General features: G+C 58.2%; 15 protein-coding genes. 8 read left to right on the forward strand and 7 right to left on the reverse strand.

Features of this window, described 5'->3' with window-relative positions; all coding sequences use genetic code 11:
* Nucleotides 1-35 precede the first annotated feature (35 nt).
* The 4 genes from BS630_RS22880 to BS630_RS22895 all read right to left on the reverse strand — a co-directional run bounded on the left by BS630_RS22880 (nucleotide 36) and on the right by BS630_RS22895 (nucleotide 4,911).
* Entirely contained in the window at nucleotides 36-1,517 is a 1,482-nt protein-coding gene (locus BS630_RS22880; protein WP_025395755.1) for a lipopolysaccharide biosynthesis protein, read from the reverse strand.
* Between the two features lie 69 nt (nucleotides 1,518-1,586).
* The gene (locus BS630_RS22885; protein WP_077979152.1) at nucleotides 1,587-2,831 is read right to left on the reverse strand and encodes a glycosyltransferase family 4 protein; all 1,245 of its coding nucleotides are present in this window, start codon (nucleotides 2,829-2,831) and stop codon (nucleotides 1,587-1,589) included.
* Nucleotides 2,828-4,177 (reverse strand): glycosyltransferase family 4 protein, encoded by a 1,350-nt coding sequence (locus BS630_RS22890; RefSeq protein ID WP_183594435.1) that lies wholly within the window; start codon nucleotides 4,175-4,177, stop codon nucleotides 2,828-2,830. The genes BS630_RS22885 and BS630_RS22890 overlap by 4 nt, the downstream gene beginning before the upstream one ends.
* On the reverse strand, nucleotides 4,174-4,911 hold the full coding sequence (locus tag BS630_RS22895; RefSeq protein WP_077979154.1) for a Crp/Fnr family transcriptional regulator: 738 nt from the start codon (nucleotides 4,909-4,911) through the stop codon (nucleotides 4,174-4,176). Before BS630_RS22895 ends, BS630_RS22890 begins: the two co-directional genes overlap by 4 nt.
* Nucleotides 4,912-5,378: 467 nt before the next feature.
* On the opposite strand from BS630_RS22895, the gene BS630_RS22900 reads away from it, so the two are divergent.
* The 5 genes from BS630_RS22900 to BS630_RS22920 all read left to right on the forward strand — a co-directional run bounded on the left by BS630_RS22900 (nucleotide 5,379) and on the right by BS630_RS22920 (nucleotide 11,951).
* The gene (locus BS630_RS22900) at nucleotides 5,379-6,080 is read left to right on the forward strand and encodes a sugar transferase (protein WP_077979155.1); all 702 of its coding nucleotides are present in this window, start codon (nucleotides 5,379-5,381) and stop codon (nucleotides 6,078-6,080) included.
* A 118-nt stretch (nucleotides 6,081-6,198) separates the two neighbouring features.
* A complete protein-coding gene (locus tag BS630_RS22905) occupies nucleotides 6,199-7,962 on the forward strand; it encodes a GumC family protein (RefSeq protein WP_077979156.1) in 1,764 nt (587 codons plus the stop codon).
* Nucleotides 7,959-8,978, forward strand: coding sequence for a glycosyltransferase family 2 protein (locus BS630_RS22910; RefSeq protein ID WP_170269710.1), 1,020 nt, complete (start codon nucleotides 7,959-7,961; stop codon nucleotides 8,976-8,978). The genes BS630_RS22905 and BS630_RS22910 overlap by 4 nt, the downstream gene beginning before the upstream one ends.
* Before the next feature lie 6 nt (nucleotides 8,979-8,984).
* The gene (locus BS630_RS22915; protein ID WP_077979158.1) at nucleotides 8,985-10,370 is read left to right on the forward strand and encodes a polysaccharide biosynthesis/export family protein; all 1,386 of its coding nucleotides are present in this window, start codon (nucleotides 8,985-8,987) and stop codon (nucleotides 10,368-10,370) included.
* A gap of 114 nt (nucleotides 10,371-10,484) precedes the next feature.
* Nucleotides 10,485-11,951 (forward strand): hypothetical protein, encoded by a 1,467-nt coding sequence (locus BS630_RS22920; protein WP_077979159.1) that lies wholly within the window; start codon nucleotides 10,485-10,487, stop codon nucleotides 11,949-11,951.
* A 185-nt stretch (nucleotides 11,952-12,136) separates the two neighbouring features.
* Here the strand turns inward: BS630_RS22920 and BS630_RS22925 are convergent, their stop codons facing one another.
* On the reverse strand, nucleotides 12,137-12,436 hold the full coding sequence (locus BS630_RS22925; protein ID WP_077979160.1) for a hypothetical protein: 300 nt from the start codon (nucleotides 12,434-12,436) through the stop codon (nucleotides 12,137-12,139).
* Nucleotides 12,437-12,744: 308 nt separating this feature from the next.
* On the opposite strand from BS630_RS22925, the gene BS630_RS22930 reads away from it, so the two are divergent.
* Together BS630_RS22930 and BS630_RS22935 are read left to right on the forward strand one after the other, a co-directional pair.
* Nucleotides 12,745-13,656 (forward strand): glycosyltransferase family 8 protein, encoded by a 912-nt coding sequence (locus BS630_RS22930; RefSeq protein ID WP_077979161.1) that lies wholly within the window; start codon nucleotides 12,745-12,747, stop codon nucleotides 13,654-13,656.
* 133 nt (nucleotides 13,657-13,789) lie between these two features.
* Nucleotides 13,790-14,812 (forward strand): glycosyltransferase family 2 protein, encoded by a 1,023-nt coding sequence (locus tag BS630_RS22935; protein ID WP_077979162.1) that lies wholly within the window; start codon nucleotides 13,790-13,792, stop codon nucleotides 14,810-14,812.
* 186 nt (nucleotides 14,813-14,998) lie between these two features.
* Here BS630_RS22935 and BS630_RS22940 read toward each other — a convergent pair whose 3' ends face one another.
* Nucleotides 14,999-15,748, reverse strand: coding sequence for a Crp/Fnr family transcriptional regulator (locus BS630_RS22940; RefSeq protein WP_077979163.1), 750 nt, complete (start codon nucleotides 15,746-15,748; stop codon nucleotides 14,999-15,001).
* A 452-nt stretch (nucleotides 15,749-16,200) separates the two neighbouring features.
* On the opposite strand from BS630_RS22940, the gene BS630_RS22945 reads away from it, so the two are divergent.
* Entirely contained in the window at nucleotides 16,201-16,857 is a 657-nt protein-coding gene (locus BS630_RS22945; RefSeq protein WP_077979164.1) for a sugar transferase, read from the forward strand.
* 152 nt (nucleotides 16,858-17,009) lie between these two features.
* Here BS630_RS22945 and BS630_RS22950 read toward each other — a convergent pair whose 3' ends face one another.
* Nucleotides 17,010-17,306 carry a hypothetical protein gene (locus tag BS630_RS22950; RefSeq protein ID WP_077979165.1) on the reverse strand — a complete coding sequence of 99 codons (297 nt, stop codon included), beginning with the start codon at nucleotides 17,304-17,306 and terminating at the stop codon, nucleotides 17,010-17,012.
* Nucleotides 17,307-17,540 lie beyond the last annotated feature (234 nt).

A 17,540-nucleotide genomic window follows, 5' to 3' on the forward strand; every position in this document is an offset into this window, starting at 1 on the left:
AAACACCAAACATCGTTGGACTGCACTTGTCTCGATCATGAAGTGAGGACCCTGTTTCGTCGCGGCATGAGCCTGTGGACGACGATGGTCTCGATGCCGTCGGGCTTCCCGGCGATCTGCCACACGAGCAGCGCGAAGATCCAGAAGATTGCCGCGGACACCCCGCCGCAAAGCGCCAGGCCGACGATAAGGTGAAAGCCGACAGGCATGGCAACAAGCATCGGCTCTGCCCAGAGCAGGAAAGCCATCATCGGCACGCTCGCGACCAGAGGCCGTAAAAAAGCGTTCAACTGCGCGGCAAATGTCGCGCCGATCAGCTGCCGCGTGATGACGAGCGATGCTGCATAGGCGACAAGCACCGCCACGATCCGCGCGCCCAGTGCTCCCGCCACTTGAAAATAGACAATGCCCAGGATGGTGACCGGAACCCTGACGGCGAACTCGGCAAACATCCGGAGAGCGAGATAACGGGTTTTGTTGAGCACCATAGCCAATGGCGGCATCATGTTCGTCGGAAGACCGAGCAGACTGCCGATGCACAGCCACTGCAGAATCGGCGCGGCGGATGCCCATTTCTCACCGACGATGATCCGCACGGCCGGCTCGGCAAGCAAGGCGAGCGCGATGAGGATGGGCGCTGCCACGAAGGTGATCGCGTTCGTCGCCTTCAGATAGGCAGCGATCAGGTTACGACGGTCATCGACGGTCGAGAATGCCGCCATCAGCGGACGCAACAATGGCCCGACGAAGGTCTGGTATGGAATAGCGGCGATATTGTCGGCGACGCTGAAGGCGCCGAAAGTCGACAGGCCCGTGAAGCGCGGCAAAAGTAGCCGGTCCAGTTGCCAGTTGATCGAACTCAGCACCTGCGAGACGGTGTTCCAGCTGATCATGTCCTGAAAGTGCTTCCACTCGGAAAGGCTGAATCTCGGTCGCATCGGCGCGAAGATATAGGAGGTGATCACCGCGGCGGTCGGGCCCGCAACCGCGCCGATCGCCAGTCCCCAATAGCTGCCGGTCGCGACCGCCACCCCGACACCGAACAGCAGTGTCGACCCCTTGGTAATAAGATCGAGTGCGAATTCGCGTTTGAAATCGAACTGCTGCATGAACAGAACCATGCGCGGGCTGATCACGCTGCGCATGGCAGGCGCAATCGAGAGCACGGCGACAAGGGAGAAAAGCCGGGGATCGTCATAGATCAGAGCCATCGGCCAGGAGATGGTCATCATCAGCACGCTGATGGCCACGCCTCGAAGAAGGCTGAGGGTAAGGGCGGTAGCAAACATATCGTCCGAAGGCGACGGCTGGCGCATCAGGGCCTGCGTCAGCGGCAGATCCAGGATTGTCTCGACGATGACCAGAACCGATGTCGCGATGGCGACAAGGCCGAAATCCGCCGGGCTCAAAAGCCTAGCGAGGATCAGGAGGCTGACGAAATCGAGCAGTCGCGCCAGGAACTTTCCGCTGATAGTCCAGATGCTTGCCGTCGCCGTCCTCTGAGATACGCTTGACATGATCTATTTTCTATTCCTCGTCGACGGTTTCGGTCGCAGCGGCAAGACAGGCAGCTCCGTTCCTTGCCCTCAGCCCGCCCGTCTTCTGAAAACCTCGGCGGATCGGTCGCCATCGTCGGCCAGTTGCTGCTCGATCAGGCGGGAGAGGCGGTCGCGGAACACGGCGGAAGAAAATTTCAGCGAGTGCGCGCGGATGGCATGCGGATCGATATCGTCCTCCACCTCTTCGAACGCCGCCATTGTTTCCAATAGAGCTTCCGTGGTCTGCTCAGCGAAGCGAAAGCCGACCTGCGGCGAGCAAACGGTTTCCCTGGCGCCGCCGGCATCGAAAGCTAGGACCGGCCGCCCGGATGCCATGGCTTCCACCGGCAGGATGCCGAAATCCTCCGTGCCCGGAAACAAGAGGGCGCGGCATCGCGACAGATGGTCGCGCAGAACGTTGAAGGGCTGATGGCCGAGAAACTGCACGGTCGGTCCGGCAATCGACTTCAGATAGGCCAGTTGTTCTCCCTCGCCGATCACAACCAGCTTTCGGCCGGCCTCGGTACAGGCGCGAACGGCGATGTCCGGCCGCTTGTACGTGGTCAGCTGTCCCGCATAGAGATAGAATTCGCCTTTCCCCTTCCCCACCGCAAAATCGTCGGTCGCAACCGGCGGATGGATGACGATGGATTCCCGGTCGTAGAAGCGGCGGATACGGCTTGCGACATAATCGGAATTGGCAACGAACACATCGACCCGCGAGGAGGTCGTCACGTCCCAGGCGCGCAGCATGGGTGCGGTGATCGACATCAAGGCGCGACCCACCCAGGGCAGACCATGGCGGTAGACATGGAACTGATCCCAGATGTAGCGCATCGGCGAATGGCAGTAGCAGACATGCAGGGCGTCGGCGCGCGTGATGATGCCCTTGGCGGGTCCGGATTCGCTCGACAGCACCAGATCGTAATCCTGCAGATCGAACTGCTCGAGCGCGAAAGGCATCAGCGGCAACATCTTGGTATAATGCCGCTTTGCACCGGGGATCTTCTGCAGGAAGGATGTGCGGATGTTCCGCGTCTTCAGAAAATCGCTGATGCGATCCCGGTTGCAGACGAGGGTGAAGATGTCGGCCTGCGGAAACATGCGGCACAACTCTTCGACGACCTTCTCGCCGCCGCGCATCGAAACGAGCCAATAATGCACGATGGCGACACGAAGCTGCTTGGTATCGCTCGCGCTTCCGGCATCAGTGACACGTCTTTTCGCCATGACAGGCGCATCGCCGAGAAATGCCCTCGCGTCGGGAAGAGAGGTTGTTGCCTTAAGGGTCAACTCAATACTCCTTGTATCGCCACACCGTCTGTCAGGTCGGGAACCGCATTCGTCGAAATCAGGCTGTGGTATTCGCAAAGAAGCGCGTCGCGCCATTCCTCGTGAGTCGACGCAAGATCCGGCGACATCAGGAAAGCCCGCTCGCTCATGGCGCGGACCTCGTGCCTCGGCATTTGGCTAAATCGCGTCAAAGTATCGGCAAAGGCGCTTTCGTCAGCCGTATCGCAGGCGATCGCCATGCCGGCTCTTTGCATTTCCTCGGCAAGAAAGGCGCTACGCGACATGATGACCGGTAGCCCGCTCCTGGCCGCTTCGATAGCGACGAGGCCGAATGGCTCGGGATAGCGAGACGGCATCAACAGTGCACGCGCCTTGCGGATGGTCGGGCCGATCTCCGCATGCGACTGCCAGCCGACGGCCCTGACGTGATCTCCTGAAGCCGCAACCAGCGGCATCAGCGGCCCGTCCCCGATCACGCAGAGCCTGACGCCGGCTTTGCGTGTGGCGGCCACGGCGTCCTCTATGCCCTTCTCCTCGTCCAGCCGCCCGATAAAGACGAACTCCTCGTTGGCCTCCGCCTCGATGCGTTTGATGGAGAGCGGAGCGACGGGATTGCGGATTGTCGTCAGTCGTTCGGACCGATATCCGGCGCCGACGAGGAAGCTTGCCATCTTCTCGTGCAGCAGGATGATCCGGCCGAAATCGGCCTGATCCTTCAGCCGCCGGAGGATATTGGAGCCGCGGGCAACCCGCCACAATTTGTGCGAATAACTTCTCTTGTCGCAGGCCGTCGCAATGCAGCTTCCGCCGAGCGGGCGTCGAAGGCAGACTTCCTGAGCCTGATAGTCGAAGAAGGCGCCGTTGGGGCAGGCCGTGAAGAAATCATGCGCGTGCACCACGCATCGTCTGGCGACCGGCATCAACGCCCTGAAAATCGCCGGAGACAGGATCTGGTGCCAGCCATGCACATGGTAGACGGTATTGGCGGTGTCGTTTGCGGCAACCCAGTTCCCGACCATACGGACGGCGGCGCCATTGTGAATGCCGGTCACGAAAGCCTTCGCACGCTCGGCACTGAGCAGATCGCGGCTATTCAGCCCGACCATCAAGACCCCGAGTGCGACGAGTTCCGCATTGGCGGCGTCATCTCCGCAAATATAGGTCACAGGGATGTCGAGGCCCCGAAAAAGCTTGGCGGACAGCACCGCCAGCGCCGTCGCACCGCCTCTGGCCACCGAATAATCGTCGATGATGACCACGCGATCGATCTTTGTCGTGCTGGGGCCGGGAAACCGGCCAGCGTTTGCGGCGGATCGGAGGACATCGGGAAGCGACGGGCGCATCACTTCACCGAAACTGCGCCGTTGGCACAGGCCTCCAGCGCCTTGCGGTTGAGGATACGGATCTTGCCCTGGCCCCCGTCGATGATCTTGGCTTCCCGCAGGCGCCGCAGGCATTGATTGACCTTCTCGCGGGACGCCGGCAGCGTCGCGGCCAGATCATTTTGCGAGATGATCAGTTCGTCGCCGCTGTTTGCCGGATCTTTTCCATAAACAGTGGAGAGCCGCAGCAGCGTGCTGGCCAGCCTCGATTGCAGGCTCGACGCCGCATTCGCAATGATCCGGAGTTCGAGCTCCGAAATACGCGCCAGCGCCCTGGAGAAGACTTTTTCGCGAAAGGAGGGATCGCTGGCGTACATGTCGCGCAGCAGCCGGCCTTCGAAGAAATGCAGTTCGCAGGCGGAACCGGCACGGTATTCGAGGTTCAACGTCTGCCTGCGCAGAACCTCGAGCTCGCCGATGAGGCCGGATTTCGGAATGATCTCGACGATGAATTCCCGGCCGTCGGGCAGCATCGTGCTGGCGCTGACCACCCCCGAATGAACGCGCGCGAACGTATCGACGAGGACGGCGGCCCCGGCGATGATCTCGCCGCGCCGGAAACGCCGGACGCTCGACCGGCAGGAAAGGAATTCGTCGTCGATGACGATGCGGCTGTTCAGATGAATGCCGCTGTTAGCCGATATCGCCGCCTTGCCGATGCCGGCCCTGCGATCTGATGCGTGTGTCGCCCCATCCATGCGCATAACTCCACTCGATAACCATAGGCAATGCTGCACTGCATCATTTATATTGCCTTAATATGAGAGTCAAATAACATCACGGCGATATGACGTAAAGATAAAGTATATATTTAACTTCAAAGCAAATATACACCGAAAAATGGACAAAAAATCTCAAAGAAGTCAAAAACCCGCCACGAGATCGAAGCTCACTGCCTATTAAAATGGCTTACTGAATAAAAAACGGCAATAATCAAAGTGATGACATCAAAACTGATAAATAAGCGTCAGTGGATAATCACCACGAATTAGATTAGATTGTCGTTTTAAATGAAAACAAGGCCATCAAGGTGTAATCCGAATTCTCGATTGCCCGTTAGTAGCATAAAGAATTTGTTAAGGATTATGACCTTGGTAACAGACAACCAGAGTGCGGCGCAGCAAACTTTGAACGGTTCTTAATCGGAATGTTTTGGAGACCACCGATGACATGGGAAGCACATAGTTTCGAGGCTTGGTCGCGCGTCGGACGGACCGCGAAAGGCGGCGATCTCCATTCGTCCCGGCCTCGTGCGGCAGGCAGATCGTCGAAGCGCGCGCTAGACCTTGTCATCGCAGTTACGGCGCTGATCCTGCTTTCCCCACTTCTGTTGATCGTCGCAATGATCGTGAAGATGAGCGACCGCGGCCCGGTCTTCTATTCCCATACGCGCATCGGCGTCGGCGGAGCGCCGTTCGGATGCCTCAAGTTTCGCACGATGAAGACCGATGCGAGTGCTCAGCTTGCCGAATTGCTGCAAAACAACCCGGCTGCGCGAAGCGAATGGGAAGAGACACGCAAGCTGAAGGACGATCCGAGGATCACGGCCGTCGGTGATATCCTCAGGCGGTCGAGCATCGACGAGCTTCCCCAACTGATCAATATCGTGCGTGGCGACATGAGCCTGGTCGGCCCCCGGCCGATCACGGCCGAGGAATTGCCGCGCTACGGCGAGCATGTATGGGCCTACATGGCCGTCCGCCCGGGCCTGACCGGTCACTGGCAGACCAGCGGGCGCAATGATGTCAGCTACGAGTACCGGGTTTCCCTCGACGTTCATTATCTCAACAACTGGTCGCTCGGCCGGGACTTCATCATCATTGCCAAGACCATTCCCGCTCTGTTTTCGCAGCGCGGCTCGTATTGAGCATTCATGGGAAGAGCCGCCGATCATGCCTGGAGTCGGAAGACACGCTACTTCCCCGTCCCTCCAAGCTGCCATTACCTGGTTACTTCGTGAGCTCGCCATTTTGGATTAGGACGACATGACCTCAAGCACGATCTTCAGCGGTGTTTCTCCGATATCTCTGCCTGCCGCAGCCACCGGTGGGAATTCGCCGCTCACCTTGCGGGATATGCTCTTCTTTCTCAGAATGCGCTGGCTGTGGATTGCGGCGACGACTTTCGCTTTCCTCGTAATGGCAGGGAGCTACGTGCTGACCGCCGAACCGACGTTCGTTGCCAACACGCAACTTGTGATCGTCCCCCAGGTCAGCGGCTCCGAAGCACAGAGGGCTTTCGCGGAAGACGCGTTCATCGAGGGACAGTTGGAGATCGCCAAATCCAGCGATGTCGTCGGTGGAACGGTAACGGCACTTGGTCTCGATACCGACCCTGACTTTGTCGATCAGACGCCTTCGCTGCAGGATCGGGCAAAGAACTGGTTGATGGGCGCTTCTTCCGAACCGGATACGGCATCGCAGGAAGCGGCGGGCGCAGGGCCGCGTGACAGACAGCCGCAACAGCAGATCGAGGACGGGCGGATCCATGATCGGGCGGTCGCCACGCTGCTGAACATGATGGGAGTACGCCGGATCGGGAGTTCGACGATCATCGAGATATCGGCTGCAGCGTCGACCCCGCAGCAGGCCGTCGACATCGCCGACACGCTGGCCAGGCAGTATATCCAGAAGAATATCGCAATGAAGGCCAATGCGTCCCGGCAATACAGCGAGTGGCTGACCAGATTCGTAAGCGAGCAGCAGCGCGGACTGGCCGAAGCTGCCAGTGCCCTGGCCAGCTTCACGAGCAATCCGCGCGATCAGTTCAAGCTTGCGGAGCTGCAGAGCGCGACTGACGCCCGCCGCACCCTTTATGAAAATACCTTGAATCAGCTGACCGAAGCCAGGCAGCGCATCACCTACCCGGTGTCGGATGCCACGATCGTCTCTCGGGCCACCCTGCCTCTTTCGAAAGCCAGACCACGCAGCACGCTCATCATCGCCTTTGCTGCGGCGGTTGGTCTTGGCGTCGGCTTCGCACTCGCCATGATAAGGCACGCTGGCGATCGCCGGATCGTCCGGCCCCATCAGATCTCGGAAGCCGGTGGGCTGCCCTTTGTCACTTTGCTGGCGACATCGAGGACCCGCAATGGTCACTCTGCGCGTTTCCCCGCCGGTACCGGCAGCAGCGGCACCGGAGCCGCCTATCCTGCTATTCCAGGCATGGCGGAGCTGAGCGCGACGGTCGTTGGTCTTCGGCGCAAACGTCGGGTCGTCATTGGAATCGTCGCCGTTAATCCCGGCAGCGGGGCATCGACCATCGCATGCGAACTTGCGGTGCTCTCGTCGATATCAGGAGCGCAGACGCTGCTGATAGATGCGGCTGCGCAGAAATCGTCGCTCAGCAAATCGATCGCGCCCCATAGTTCCACAGGCCTCGTCGACGTTCTCGACAATGGCGAACTGATCCGGACGGCGGCATTGCCCCTCACCCCGACGCTGAAATTCCTACCCCTCGGCAAAGTCGAAGCGGTAACGCCGGCCATTCGCCTCAGTTCCCGCCGCACGCAGTTGAGCTTCGCCGACTTGAAAAAGGAGTTCGACGCCATATTCGTCGACATTTCCGCATTCTCTGCTTCGTCGGATGTCAATGCGATCGCGCCGGAACTGGACGGTGTCCTCGTGGTCACCTCGCACGGGCACACCTCCATCGACGACACCATGCACGTCATCGAGACCCTGCGGAATGTCGGCGCGGAGATCCTCGGCGCGATCATCAACCATGCACCGAAAAGAATAGAGTCATGACTTCACCTTCGGCAGAAGCAACAAGGCAGGACAGCCCGATCGGACCGGCGCCTGTTCCTTGCGGCGCTAAAGCCATGGCGGGCCGCGCGCGCCGCCCATTGCGACTGGCTGTGGGGATTGCTTCGGCAGGCCGCCCCTCGATACTCAAGGAGACCGTCGATTATCTCACGGCCCTGCCGGACCAGGCCGAGCGGCTGATCGTCTGCGTGCCCGTGATCGACGACGCCGCCGGCCTCGCAGACCGCCTCGATGTGGAAGTCATCGTCGGCAGCCGTGGCCTGACCTCCCAGCGCAACAGGATCATCCAGGCCGCCGCCGACACGGATATTCTGATCTTCCTGGATGACGACTTCATTCCCGCCGCGACCTTCCTGTCGCGGATGGCGGCTGTCTTTGCAGCAAACCCCGACGTGACGATCGCCACTGGCGAAGTCCTGGCCGACGGCATCCTCGATGGCGGCCTCAGCATGCCAAAGGCCCTGCAGGTTCTTGAAACAGCCGGTGAAGGGGCCGAGCAGGTGACGGAGGTCTATAACGCCTACGGATGCAACATGGCGGTTCGCCTTTCACCCGTTCTCCAGCACGCGCTGGCCTTCGATGAACAGCTACCGCTCTACGGCTGGCTCGAAGATGTCGATTTCAGCCGGTCCATCGCCCGCTACGGCAGGTCCGTGCGTGTCGAAGGCGCTCGCGGCGTGCATCTCGGCGTCAGATCCGGGCGCCAGCCCGGCCGAAGGCTCGGCTATTCGCAGGTTGCCAATCCTGTCTACCTGATCCGGAAGGGCACGATGTCGAAGGGCCGTGCTGTCGCACAGATCGGCCGCAACATCCTGGCGAATACGCGGGGTCTATTATTCAATGACCGCCTGATCGACCGATGGGGACGCTTGAACGGCAATTTGCTGGCGCTTTCCGACCTTCTTGTCGGCCGCCTCTCTCCGTCCCGCATCCTGGAATTCGGCAATCCCGCGCCGCGCGAAATGCCTTCGCCGTCGATCGCAACGAAACGGAGATAGCAGACAATGCAGCGCACATCCTTGTCCGGTCGCCTCATCTCCATCGCCCTTGCCTTGCTGGTACTCTCCGGCGTGACCGGCTGGAGTGTCGCGCATGCGGAAAACTATACCCTCGTGCCGGAAGATCAGGTGAGACTGCGTGTCGTCGAATGGCGATCGTCGGATTCCCGGTATGCCAGCTGGGAGGCCCTCGGCGGAACATATACAGTCGACGATGCCGGTAATCTGGCGATTCCGATCGCCGGCCAGGTGCAGGCGATCGGCAAGACGACGGAGCAGGTTTCCGATGCGATCGCCACCGCGCTCTCCGAAAAGGCGGAACTGCCGGGAAAGCCGTTCATCGCCGTGGAAATTGCCCAGCATGCGCCGATCTTCGTAACCGGGACCGTGCAGACCCCCGGGCGCTATGCTTTTGAGGCCGATATGACGGTCATGAAGGCCGTCAGCATCGCCGGCGGCTTCCTTCGGGAGCGCGAAGAGAATACCGTCTTCGAGCGCGACCGGATCGAGGCTGCCGGCGCCTACCGAACGGCCATTCTCAACCGGCGTGATCTTCTGATGCGCCAGGCGCGGTTGCGCGCCGAGATCGCCGGCGAACAGAGTTTCGAGATCCCTGCAGAACTCGCCGGAACACCCGATGTGGACAAGCTGAAGGCGCAGGAATTGAACCTGATGCGGCTGCGACGCGTCGATATCGAAAGCCAGATCGAAGCGGCGAGCGACCTCGCCCGTCTCTACGGCCAGCAGGTCCAATCACTCGAGGCCAAGATCAATTCGCAAAAGCGGCAGATCGACCTTGCGCAAAAGGAACTGGATAATGTCAACAGCCTGGTGAGCAAGGGTCTGGTCAGCAATTCCCGGCAGGTCACGGTCGACCGCGGCGTTGCGGACGCACAAGGCACCCTGATCGATCTCGAGGTCGCCCTGACTACGGCTCGCCAGGGGCTCAGCGAAGCCGATCGCTCGAAGATTAATATCGTCAACCGGCAGAACAGCGAAAACCAGGAGCTGCTCAACCAGGTCAATCTCGCGATCGGCAGGGCTGCGATCGACATCCAGGTGGCCCAGCTTCTGGGCGAACAGGCTGGCTACAGCGCGCAACTCGCCCAGATGAATACGGACGTGCCGGGTCTTGGCAGAGCGCAAAAGAACTACAGGATCGTGCGTCGCAACGACGATGGCACCTATCGCAACATCGAGGCGGACGAGACGACCAGCTTGCGGCCGCATGATGTCGTCGAAATCGGCATCGACACGGATCTCCAGACGCCGTCGCCTCCGCTGCAGCTGCAGTCCGCGCCACAGCAGCAAAGCTCGGCAGTCCCGCTGTCTGATGTAGCAGGCGACAATCACGCGGCTCCCGGCTGGGTATCCCAGACGGGATCGAATTAGGGGGCGGTCGTGACCATGAACGACAGCTGGCGGCTTTCGCCTCGGGCATTGCGCCGGAAGGCGGATCGACAAACCCGATGCCTCCGCCGCTCCGTCCGGATCGGGATCTGAAGCATGTCGATAGAACCGATCGGCTTCATCGTTCTGCTGCTTGGCCTGCTCAGCATGGTCAACGGCGCGCGTTTTGCGATCACGACCCTTTGCCTGTCGACGCTGCTCGGAGCGGCCGCGGCTCTGCAATTGCCCGCGCTCGGCGGCAGCAGCATCCAGCCAAGCCATCTTCTCGTGCTTTTTCTCGTGGTAGCCGCCCTGCTGCGCCCGGCTCAAACACAGGCGACGCTCGCCAGCATGGCCTATCCGGGTCCCGGTTTCTGGTTTGCCGCCTACATCTTGTTTTCCGTGGCATCATCTTTCTTTTTGCCGCGCATCTTTGCAGGCGCGACCCTCGTCTACTCCTCTGCACGAGACACCACGGGCATGATGTCGACGGTGGCCGCTCCCCTGTCGCCGGGTTCGTCCAATCTCAGCCAGTCTGTCTATCTGCTCGGCGACCTCGCCTGCTTTGCCGTCGTCTCGGGGCTTGCCAGGCTCGGCTATGCCCGTTTCATCGCACTGCAGTTAATCGTCGCCTCGATCGCATGTTTTACCCTGGCATTGATTGATATCGGAACATTCCTGACCGACCAGTCCTACCTGCTCGATGTCATCAGAAACGCGAACTATACGATGCATACGGCCGAGACGATCAGCGGCTTCAAACGCATCGTCGGCCCGTTCCCCGAAGCAAGCACTTATGGCGCAGTCGCATTAGCCTATTTTTCCTTCACGCTTCTGCTCTGGCTGGAGCGCGTCCAAAGCCGTATGGCAGGACTTGCAACGCTTTTCATCGGCCCGACGATCGTCCTCTGCACATCGACAACCGCTTATATTGCCGGCATTTTCGTTGTCTGCATGTTCGTTCTGTTTTGCCTGAAACGACTGATTGGCGGCCCCGCCAAGACCCCGCATGTGACTTTCCTGGTGATCACGCTGTTTTTGATTCCCTGCGCCATCGTCGCACTCAGCCTTGTCCCCGATGCGTGGAATTCCATCGCCGGCCTGATGAGCACCACCTTGTCGGACAAGCTCCAATCGCAATCCGGTGAAGAGCGCACCGCCTGGAATACACTGGCATTGATCGCATTCGTCGATACCGCCACCTTCGGCGCCGGGCTCGGCACGGTTCGGGCCTCGAGTTTTATCGCTGCGTTGCTCTCCAATGTCGGATTGACCGGCACTCTTCTCTTCGCCGCCTTCCTGTACAGCCTTGCAAGGGCCTCCGGCCGGCACATGTCAGGCGATCGGGAGACGCAAGCGATCGGAAACGCTGCGGTTATGGCATCCATCGCGCAGGTCGCCTCCGCGGCGATCTCGGGGAGCGGCACGGATCTCGGCTTGCTGTTCAGCACCACGGCAGGTCTGGCGGCCGGCTGCCTGGCAACCAATACCTCTCCCCGGCGCGCGACCCGATCGCTCGCTAATCGAACCCCGCTGGAGGCATCGACATCTCTGATGAGAGCGCCGATGTTTTCAACACGATGACGCCGGCTTTGGAACTCCGCCAGGGCGCGGGATGGCAATCTCGTCGAGCCATCGGCGTGCCCGCATTGGGCCGAAGCCGGCCGGCCGCACCGCATCTTTCAAGGATCGCCTGTAAAAGCAGTCCATCGAATAAACGCCGTCGGAGGTCAGTCGCGGAAGGCCATGCTGCAGGCTTTATGTCGACGTCAGCCTTGCGGGTGTTCGCTGGTGGTCGCGACGCTATCTGCAACGGAATTGTTTTCGCGCAGCTTGGCACTGCGCCGCAAAAGCCCCGACAGGAACACGCCTGCCAGATAGCCGATTTCCATGAGCACGAGGATGGCGATACCGGAGAGCATGGCCGCGATCACGGAAGACCCGCCGGCAAAAGCCACGCCGCCGAAGCCGATTGCCACCAGGATTGCAAAAATCGCGAAAGCCCAGGCGCGGATGGAAGCCCCGGCAGCGATCGAAATCACCGCTGCCCCGAGTGTGGTGATCAACATGACAATCCCCCTTCCCTCCGCATTCCGACAAGGGTCCCGGCACCAATCGCCGTACCGCGAAACAACATGTCGAAACATAGCCTTATGACAGGCAAGGCACTCTTCATGGTGAATATCTCAACAATGAAACATACAAAAACCGCCGACAGCCAGACACCGATTCAGCACCAGCGCACTGGATGCTGGCCTATATATACCGAACAGGGCCTTCATATGACAGACCCGTCGGCTCAATTCACAAATGGTCCCTCGCCTCGCAAAGACAATACCGATTCACTTGTATTGCGCCCAATCGGAAAGGTGATGACATGAACAACCAGTGCGTCGTCTACGTCACGGATGTCGAGTATTCATTTCCGACCATTCTCTCGGCGCTTCAAGCTCGCAAATTCGCAACCCCTGCGACCGACGTCTGCGTTCTGATGTCGGAACATCTCGACAATTTCGAAGAGCTGAAAGCCCTGCTCGCAAGGAGTGGGGTCATATTGACCGATGCGACCGAAGCGCTGCAGGACTCGCTCGGCAAGCTCGACAATTCGCATTTCCAAGGACGCATCAGCGTCAGCACAATGGCCAAGCTGGTCCTTTGCGAGATCCTGCCTTCCAACTATACCCAGATCATCTACCTCGATGGGGATACCCAGATCGTTAGCGATCTCGGCGCGTTCGAAAGTGCCACTGTGCCCGAGGGCAGGTTTTTCGCGGCGCGCGATTACACGGCGATCCATGACTTCCTCGACACCGGAAGGGACAGCCACTATTTCAACGCAGGCGTCCTGAAATTCCATCGAAACGGCTGGATCGGGCAGGAGGCGCTCGAGCTTTTCGCTAGAAATCCCGAGGCCTGCGAGGGCAAACATGATCAGGGTGCATTGAATTACGTCTGCGGTTCATCGCTGATCCTGGTATCGAACCGCTGGAACTTTCCCAAACAATTCCTTCATCTGGTGAACATCTCCTCCTTGTCGATCGTCCACTATATGGCGCATCCGAAGCCATGGCATGGAACTTTCTTTCCGTGGACCGATAAGGAAAGCCAAGTATACGTCGACCTGCGCAAAGCACATCCGATTTACAACTCGCTGTATCGCGGGATAACCTTCGATCGGAAGATGCTGTATAAATACCGGTCTATACGGGCGCGCATCGAGAACGCAATTGAGAAACAAGGACCCAACCCCAGGGTCCAGAGCCTGCTGGTTGGCGACTACGCCGTATGATGATGTATTGTTGGTCCGACTTGAATGTCCGCGTGATTGAACTCAGCGTCGCCGGTCGAGCCGTGGATTTGCAGACGGAAGCGCAAAGTATTCATCCATTCATTCCAGGAATGGATAATCTTCAGGACAGAATATGAGTTATCGGGCTTCCGCCGTCAGTATCTCGCATTACGTGAAAGCCCGTCTGCGCCGGTCGCTCAAGGCTCGGCAGGTTCGCTATGACCTGCTGCGCAACGGGCTCAAGCAGGCGCGCCACGTCGTCATCTGCGTCATCCGTGACGAGGGGCACCGGTTGGCCTTCTTCCTTCAGTATTATCGCGATCTCGGCTTCGAGCACTTCATCTGTATCGACAACGGCTCGACCGACGGCACGGCCGAGTTGCTGTCCGGCTTCGACGATGTCTCCCTTCTTTCGGCCCATGGTTCCTACAAGGCGGCGAGGTTCGGAAACGACTGGATCAACGAAGTCATTAACCGCCACTGCCGGGAGAAGTGGGTCCTGTATGTCGATGCAGACGAGTTCCTGGTCTATCCGCATTGCGACACACGGCCGATCGATCAATTGACTTCCTATATCGCTTCCATGGGCGGCCATTCCCTCCGCTCGGTGATGATCGACATGTACAGCCCGCATCCCGTTCTCGAAAACATATGCGAACCCGGTCGCAACCCGCTCGAGGTCTGCAATCTCTTCGACCGCTCCGGCTATGTGGCGCATTTCGACAAACGCAACTGGACAATATGGATCAAGGGCGGCGTTCGCGGGCGCGTCTATTTCCACGACCGGCTCTGGGACGGCCCCGCGCTCAACAAGATACCCCTCGTCTATGTGGCGGGTGAACGTCTGTTTCTCAAATCATCGCACCAGGTCTGGCCGCTCTCCCTGAATTTGGGCGACATGCGCGGAGCACTCAGCGTATCCGGCGCCCTTCTGCATTTCAAGTTCCTGTCGACCTTCGTGCACAAGGTCGCCGATGCGGCACACCGGTCCCAACATACGGAAGAATATACCGTATACTCCTCAGGCAAGGACATGGATGACTTCGTCTACGACGATACAGGCACCTACAGAAGCTGGAAGGACCTGTCCGATCACGGGCTCATCCAAGGTGAAGGCTGGAAATACTGGAGGAATGCTTCCGAGAGCGAAGTCTAAGTATGCACGTCGTCCCAAAATGCGCAGCGATTTTGGGACGACGTGCATGAAGACAAGTGCTAACACGCCAACCTGATCTTTCCGCCTGCTTCGTCTGACTATCAACTCGCACTGTCATTACAAAACCCGCCGGCGGCGGGTTCTGTCGAGGCTTTCTGCCGTTCCGTTTTTTATCGCGGCAACGCCTCAGGCGAGACCCGCCCCCTCGGCATAAGCCTCCAGCGCCTTCCGATTGAGAATGCGGATTTTGCCCTGTGTCCCGTCGACCACTTTGCTCTCGCGCAGGCGCCGCAGGCATTGGTTGACCTTTTCACGCGACGCCGGAAGTGTCGCGGCCAGCTCATGCTGGGAGATGATCAGCTCGTCGCCGCTATTTTGCGCATCCATTCTGTACAGGGCAGAAAGACGCAGCAGCGTCCGGGCCAGTCTCTGTCTTAGGCTCGATCCGGCATTGGAAATGATCCGCAGTTCCAGTTCGGAAACACGCGCCAGCGCCTTCGACAGGATCTTCACCTGAAATTGCGGATCGTTCGCACACAGGTCCCGCAGCAACCGACCGTCGAAGTAATGCAGTTCGCAATCCGACGAGGCCCGATATTCCAGGCTGAGAGACTGCTTGCGGAGCACCTCCAATTCGCCGATCAAGCCGCCTTTCGGAACGATTTCCACGATGAACTCTCGTCCATCGGCAAGCGGGGTGCTTGCGCTTACCATTCCGCGCTGTACGCGGGCGAACACGTCGAGGACGACGCCGGCGCCGGCAATAATCTCACCGCGGCGAAACTTTCGAACACTCGAGCGGCAAAACGGGAACTCGTGATCCAAATCCGCCCGGCCACCGTAAACAATAGCTGCAGACCCGCAAGTAACCGCTTCGCTTATTCGCACCGCGTTTCCTCTAGCTCTGTTGTCCCTGGTACTGATCACCCCGTCCATACGCACAACTCCACACAGACTAAACAACTTATTATCTGGAGCGACATTCCTAATAGATTAAATTAGAAAGTCAAACAATAATAAAATAAAAAATTCGTGCTCAAACTATACATTATTATGAATAATCCTCATATTTATATAGCATAAAATTCATATTGAATTCTATCGCAGACAAGTCTTAGGGGCGGCATGACGATTTTTATACAATTTATGACAATTGTCCGCCTGCAGAATACATCTGGCAAATATAATAACAACGCCGAATTTTAAAATAAATCTAAATAGATCTCTGCTATACAGTCAAAAGAAAAGGTAATGCTTTTAATATTCGCAAGAATTTCTTAAGAGAATAAAGAATTTATTCATGATTATGACCTCGGTCACAGACATCAAACTTGCATTAAAACAAAGCTTTGGATGTGATTTCTGGAATTCGTCTAACGGAGACGCGGGTGGCGGGAAAAAATCAGGGCATCAACCCAACCGGACCTTGGCGGGATTTCGCCAGGGCTCGACAGGAAAGGCGTCCATTCAATTCCTCACAACCCCGTCTGATCAGCAGAATTCTGAAGCGCGCATTGGACATCATCATTGCGGCAAGTTTCTTATTCTTTCTGTCACCGCTCCTTCTGTCGGCGGCAGTCATCGTCACGCTAAGTGATTGGGGCCCTGTTTTCAATTCTCATCGCAGGATCGGTTATAAGGGAAAAGAGTTTGGTTGCCTCAGGTTTCGGACGACAGGATCCGACGCAACGACCGACGCGCACGTTACGGTCGTCGGCGATATTTTGAGGCGATCGAGCCTCGACAAGCTGCCGCAATTGATCAACGTGTTGCTGGGTCAAATGAGCCTCGTCGGGCCTCGCGCCATTACCAAAGAAGAGCTGCCGCATTACGGTGAACATGCCTATGCCTACATGGCCGTCCGTCCCGGCCTCACTGGCCATTGGCAAGCCAGCGGGCACAACGACGTCAGCTATCGGAACGGAATTTCCCTCGACGTCGAATATTTATCCAAATGGACGCTCAGGCTGGATTTCCTGATCATGGCAAAAACGCTGTCGGCGCTGCTTTCCCGGCACGCGTTGCTGCCCAAAGTCGATTCCTAAAGCATGTCGCGTAAAACTGTGTTGCAGTTTTGCGATAGAGACATGCGCAAAACCAGAGACTAAAGCGCGGGCCAAGCGAACCTAAAAGATCGCGCCGCGCTTTAGCACCCTGACATAGCGCAGCCGAGCATTCTGCCGCCTCGGTCATATCATTACCCGTGAGGACGCTTGCCGGTAACATGGGAGCGCTCAGTAATGGAGTTCTTTTTGCGGCGCTTTTGAATATGCCACAAGGAGAAAGCGAATAGACCCACCAGATAGCATATCTCCATCAATACAAGCACTTCGACGCAAGAAACGACCGCCTCCGTCAAGGAGGAACCTTTGAGCAGGATCACGCCGCCCAAGGCCGTGACCACCAGAAATGCAAAGATTGCAAAGGCCGAGGCCCGAATGGTCGCTCCGGCGGCGATAGAGACGGCAACCACGACGAGCGTGCTCTTCATCATTATTCTGATCCTTTCTTCACACCTCCTTCAAGTCACCGTCAGCCCTCGATGACATGACAAAACCCAAAGTCGAAACGAAGTCCGATCAAAGTATTTTACCTATTGTGGTTAAAATATTGCTAACAGCAGCCTAGCAAATCGACGGAACAACGCCGGAGAATATTCGACTATTCATCCAGCGGGGCCGCTCTACCGATTAAACCCAAGAAATCCTTGAATATTGCGGTCAGATAG

The organism is Rhizobium laguerreae, assembly GCF_002008165.1.
GTDB lineage: Bacteria > Pseudomonadota > Alphaproteobacteria > Rhizobiales > Rhizobiaceae > Rhizobium > Rhizobium laguerreae.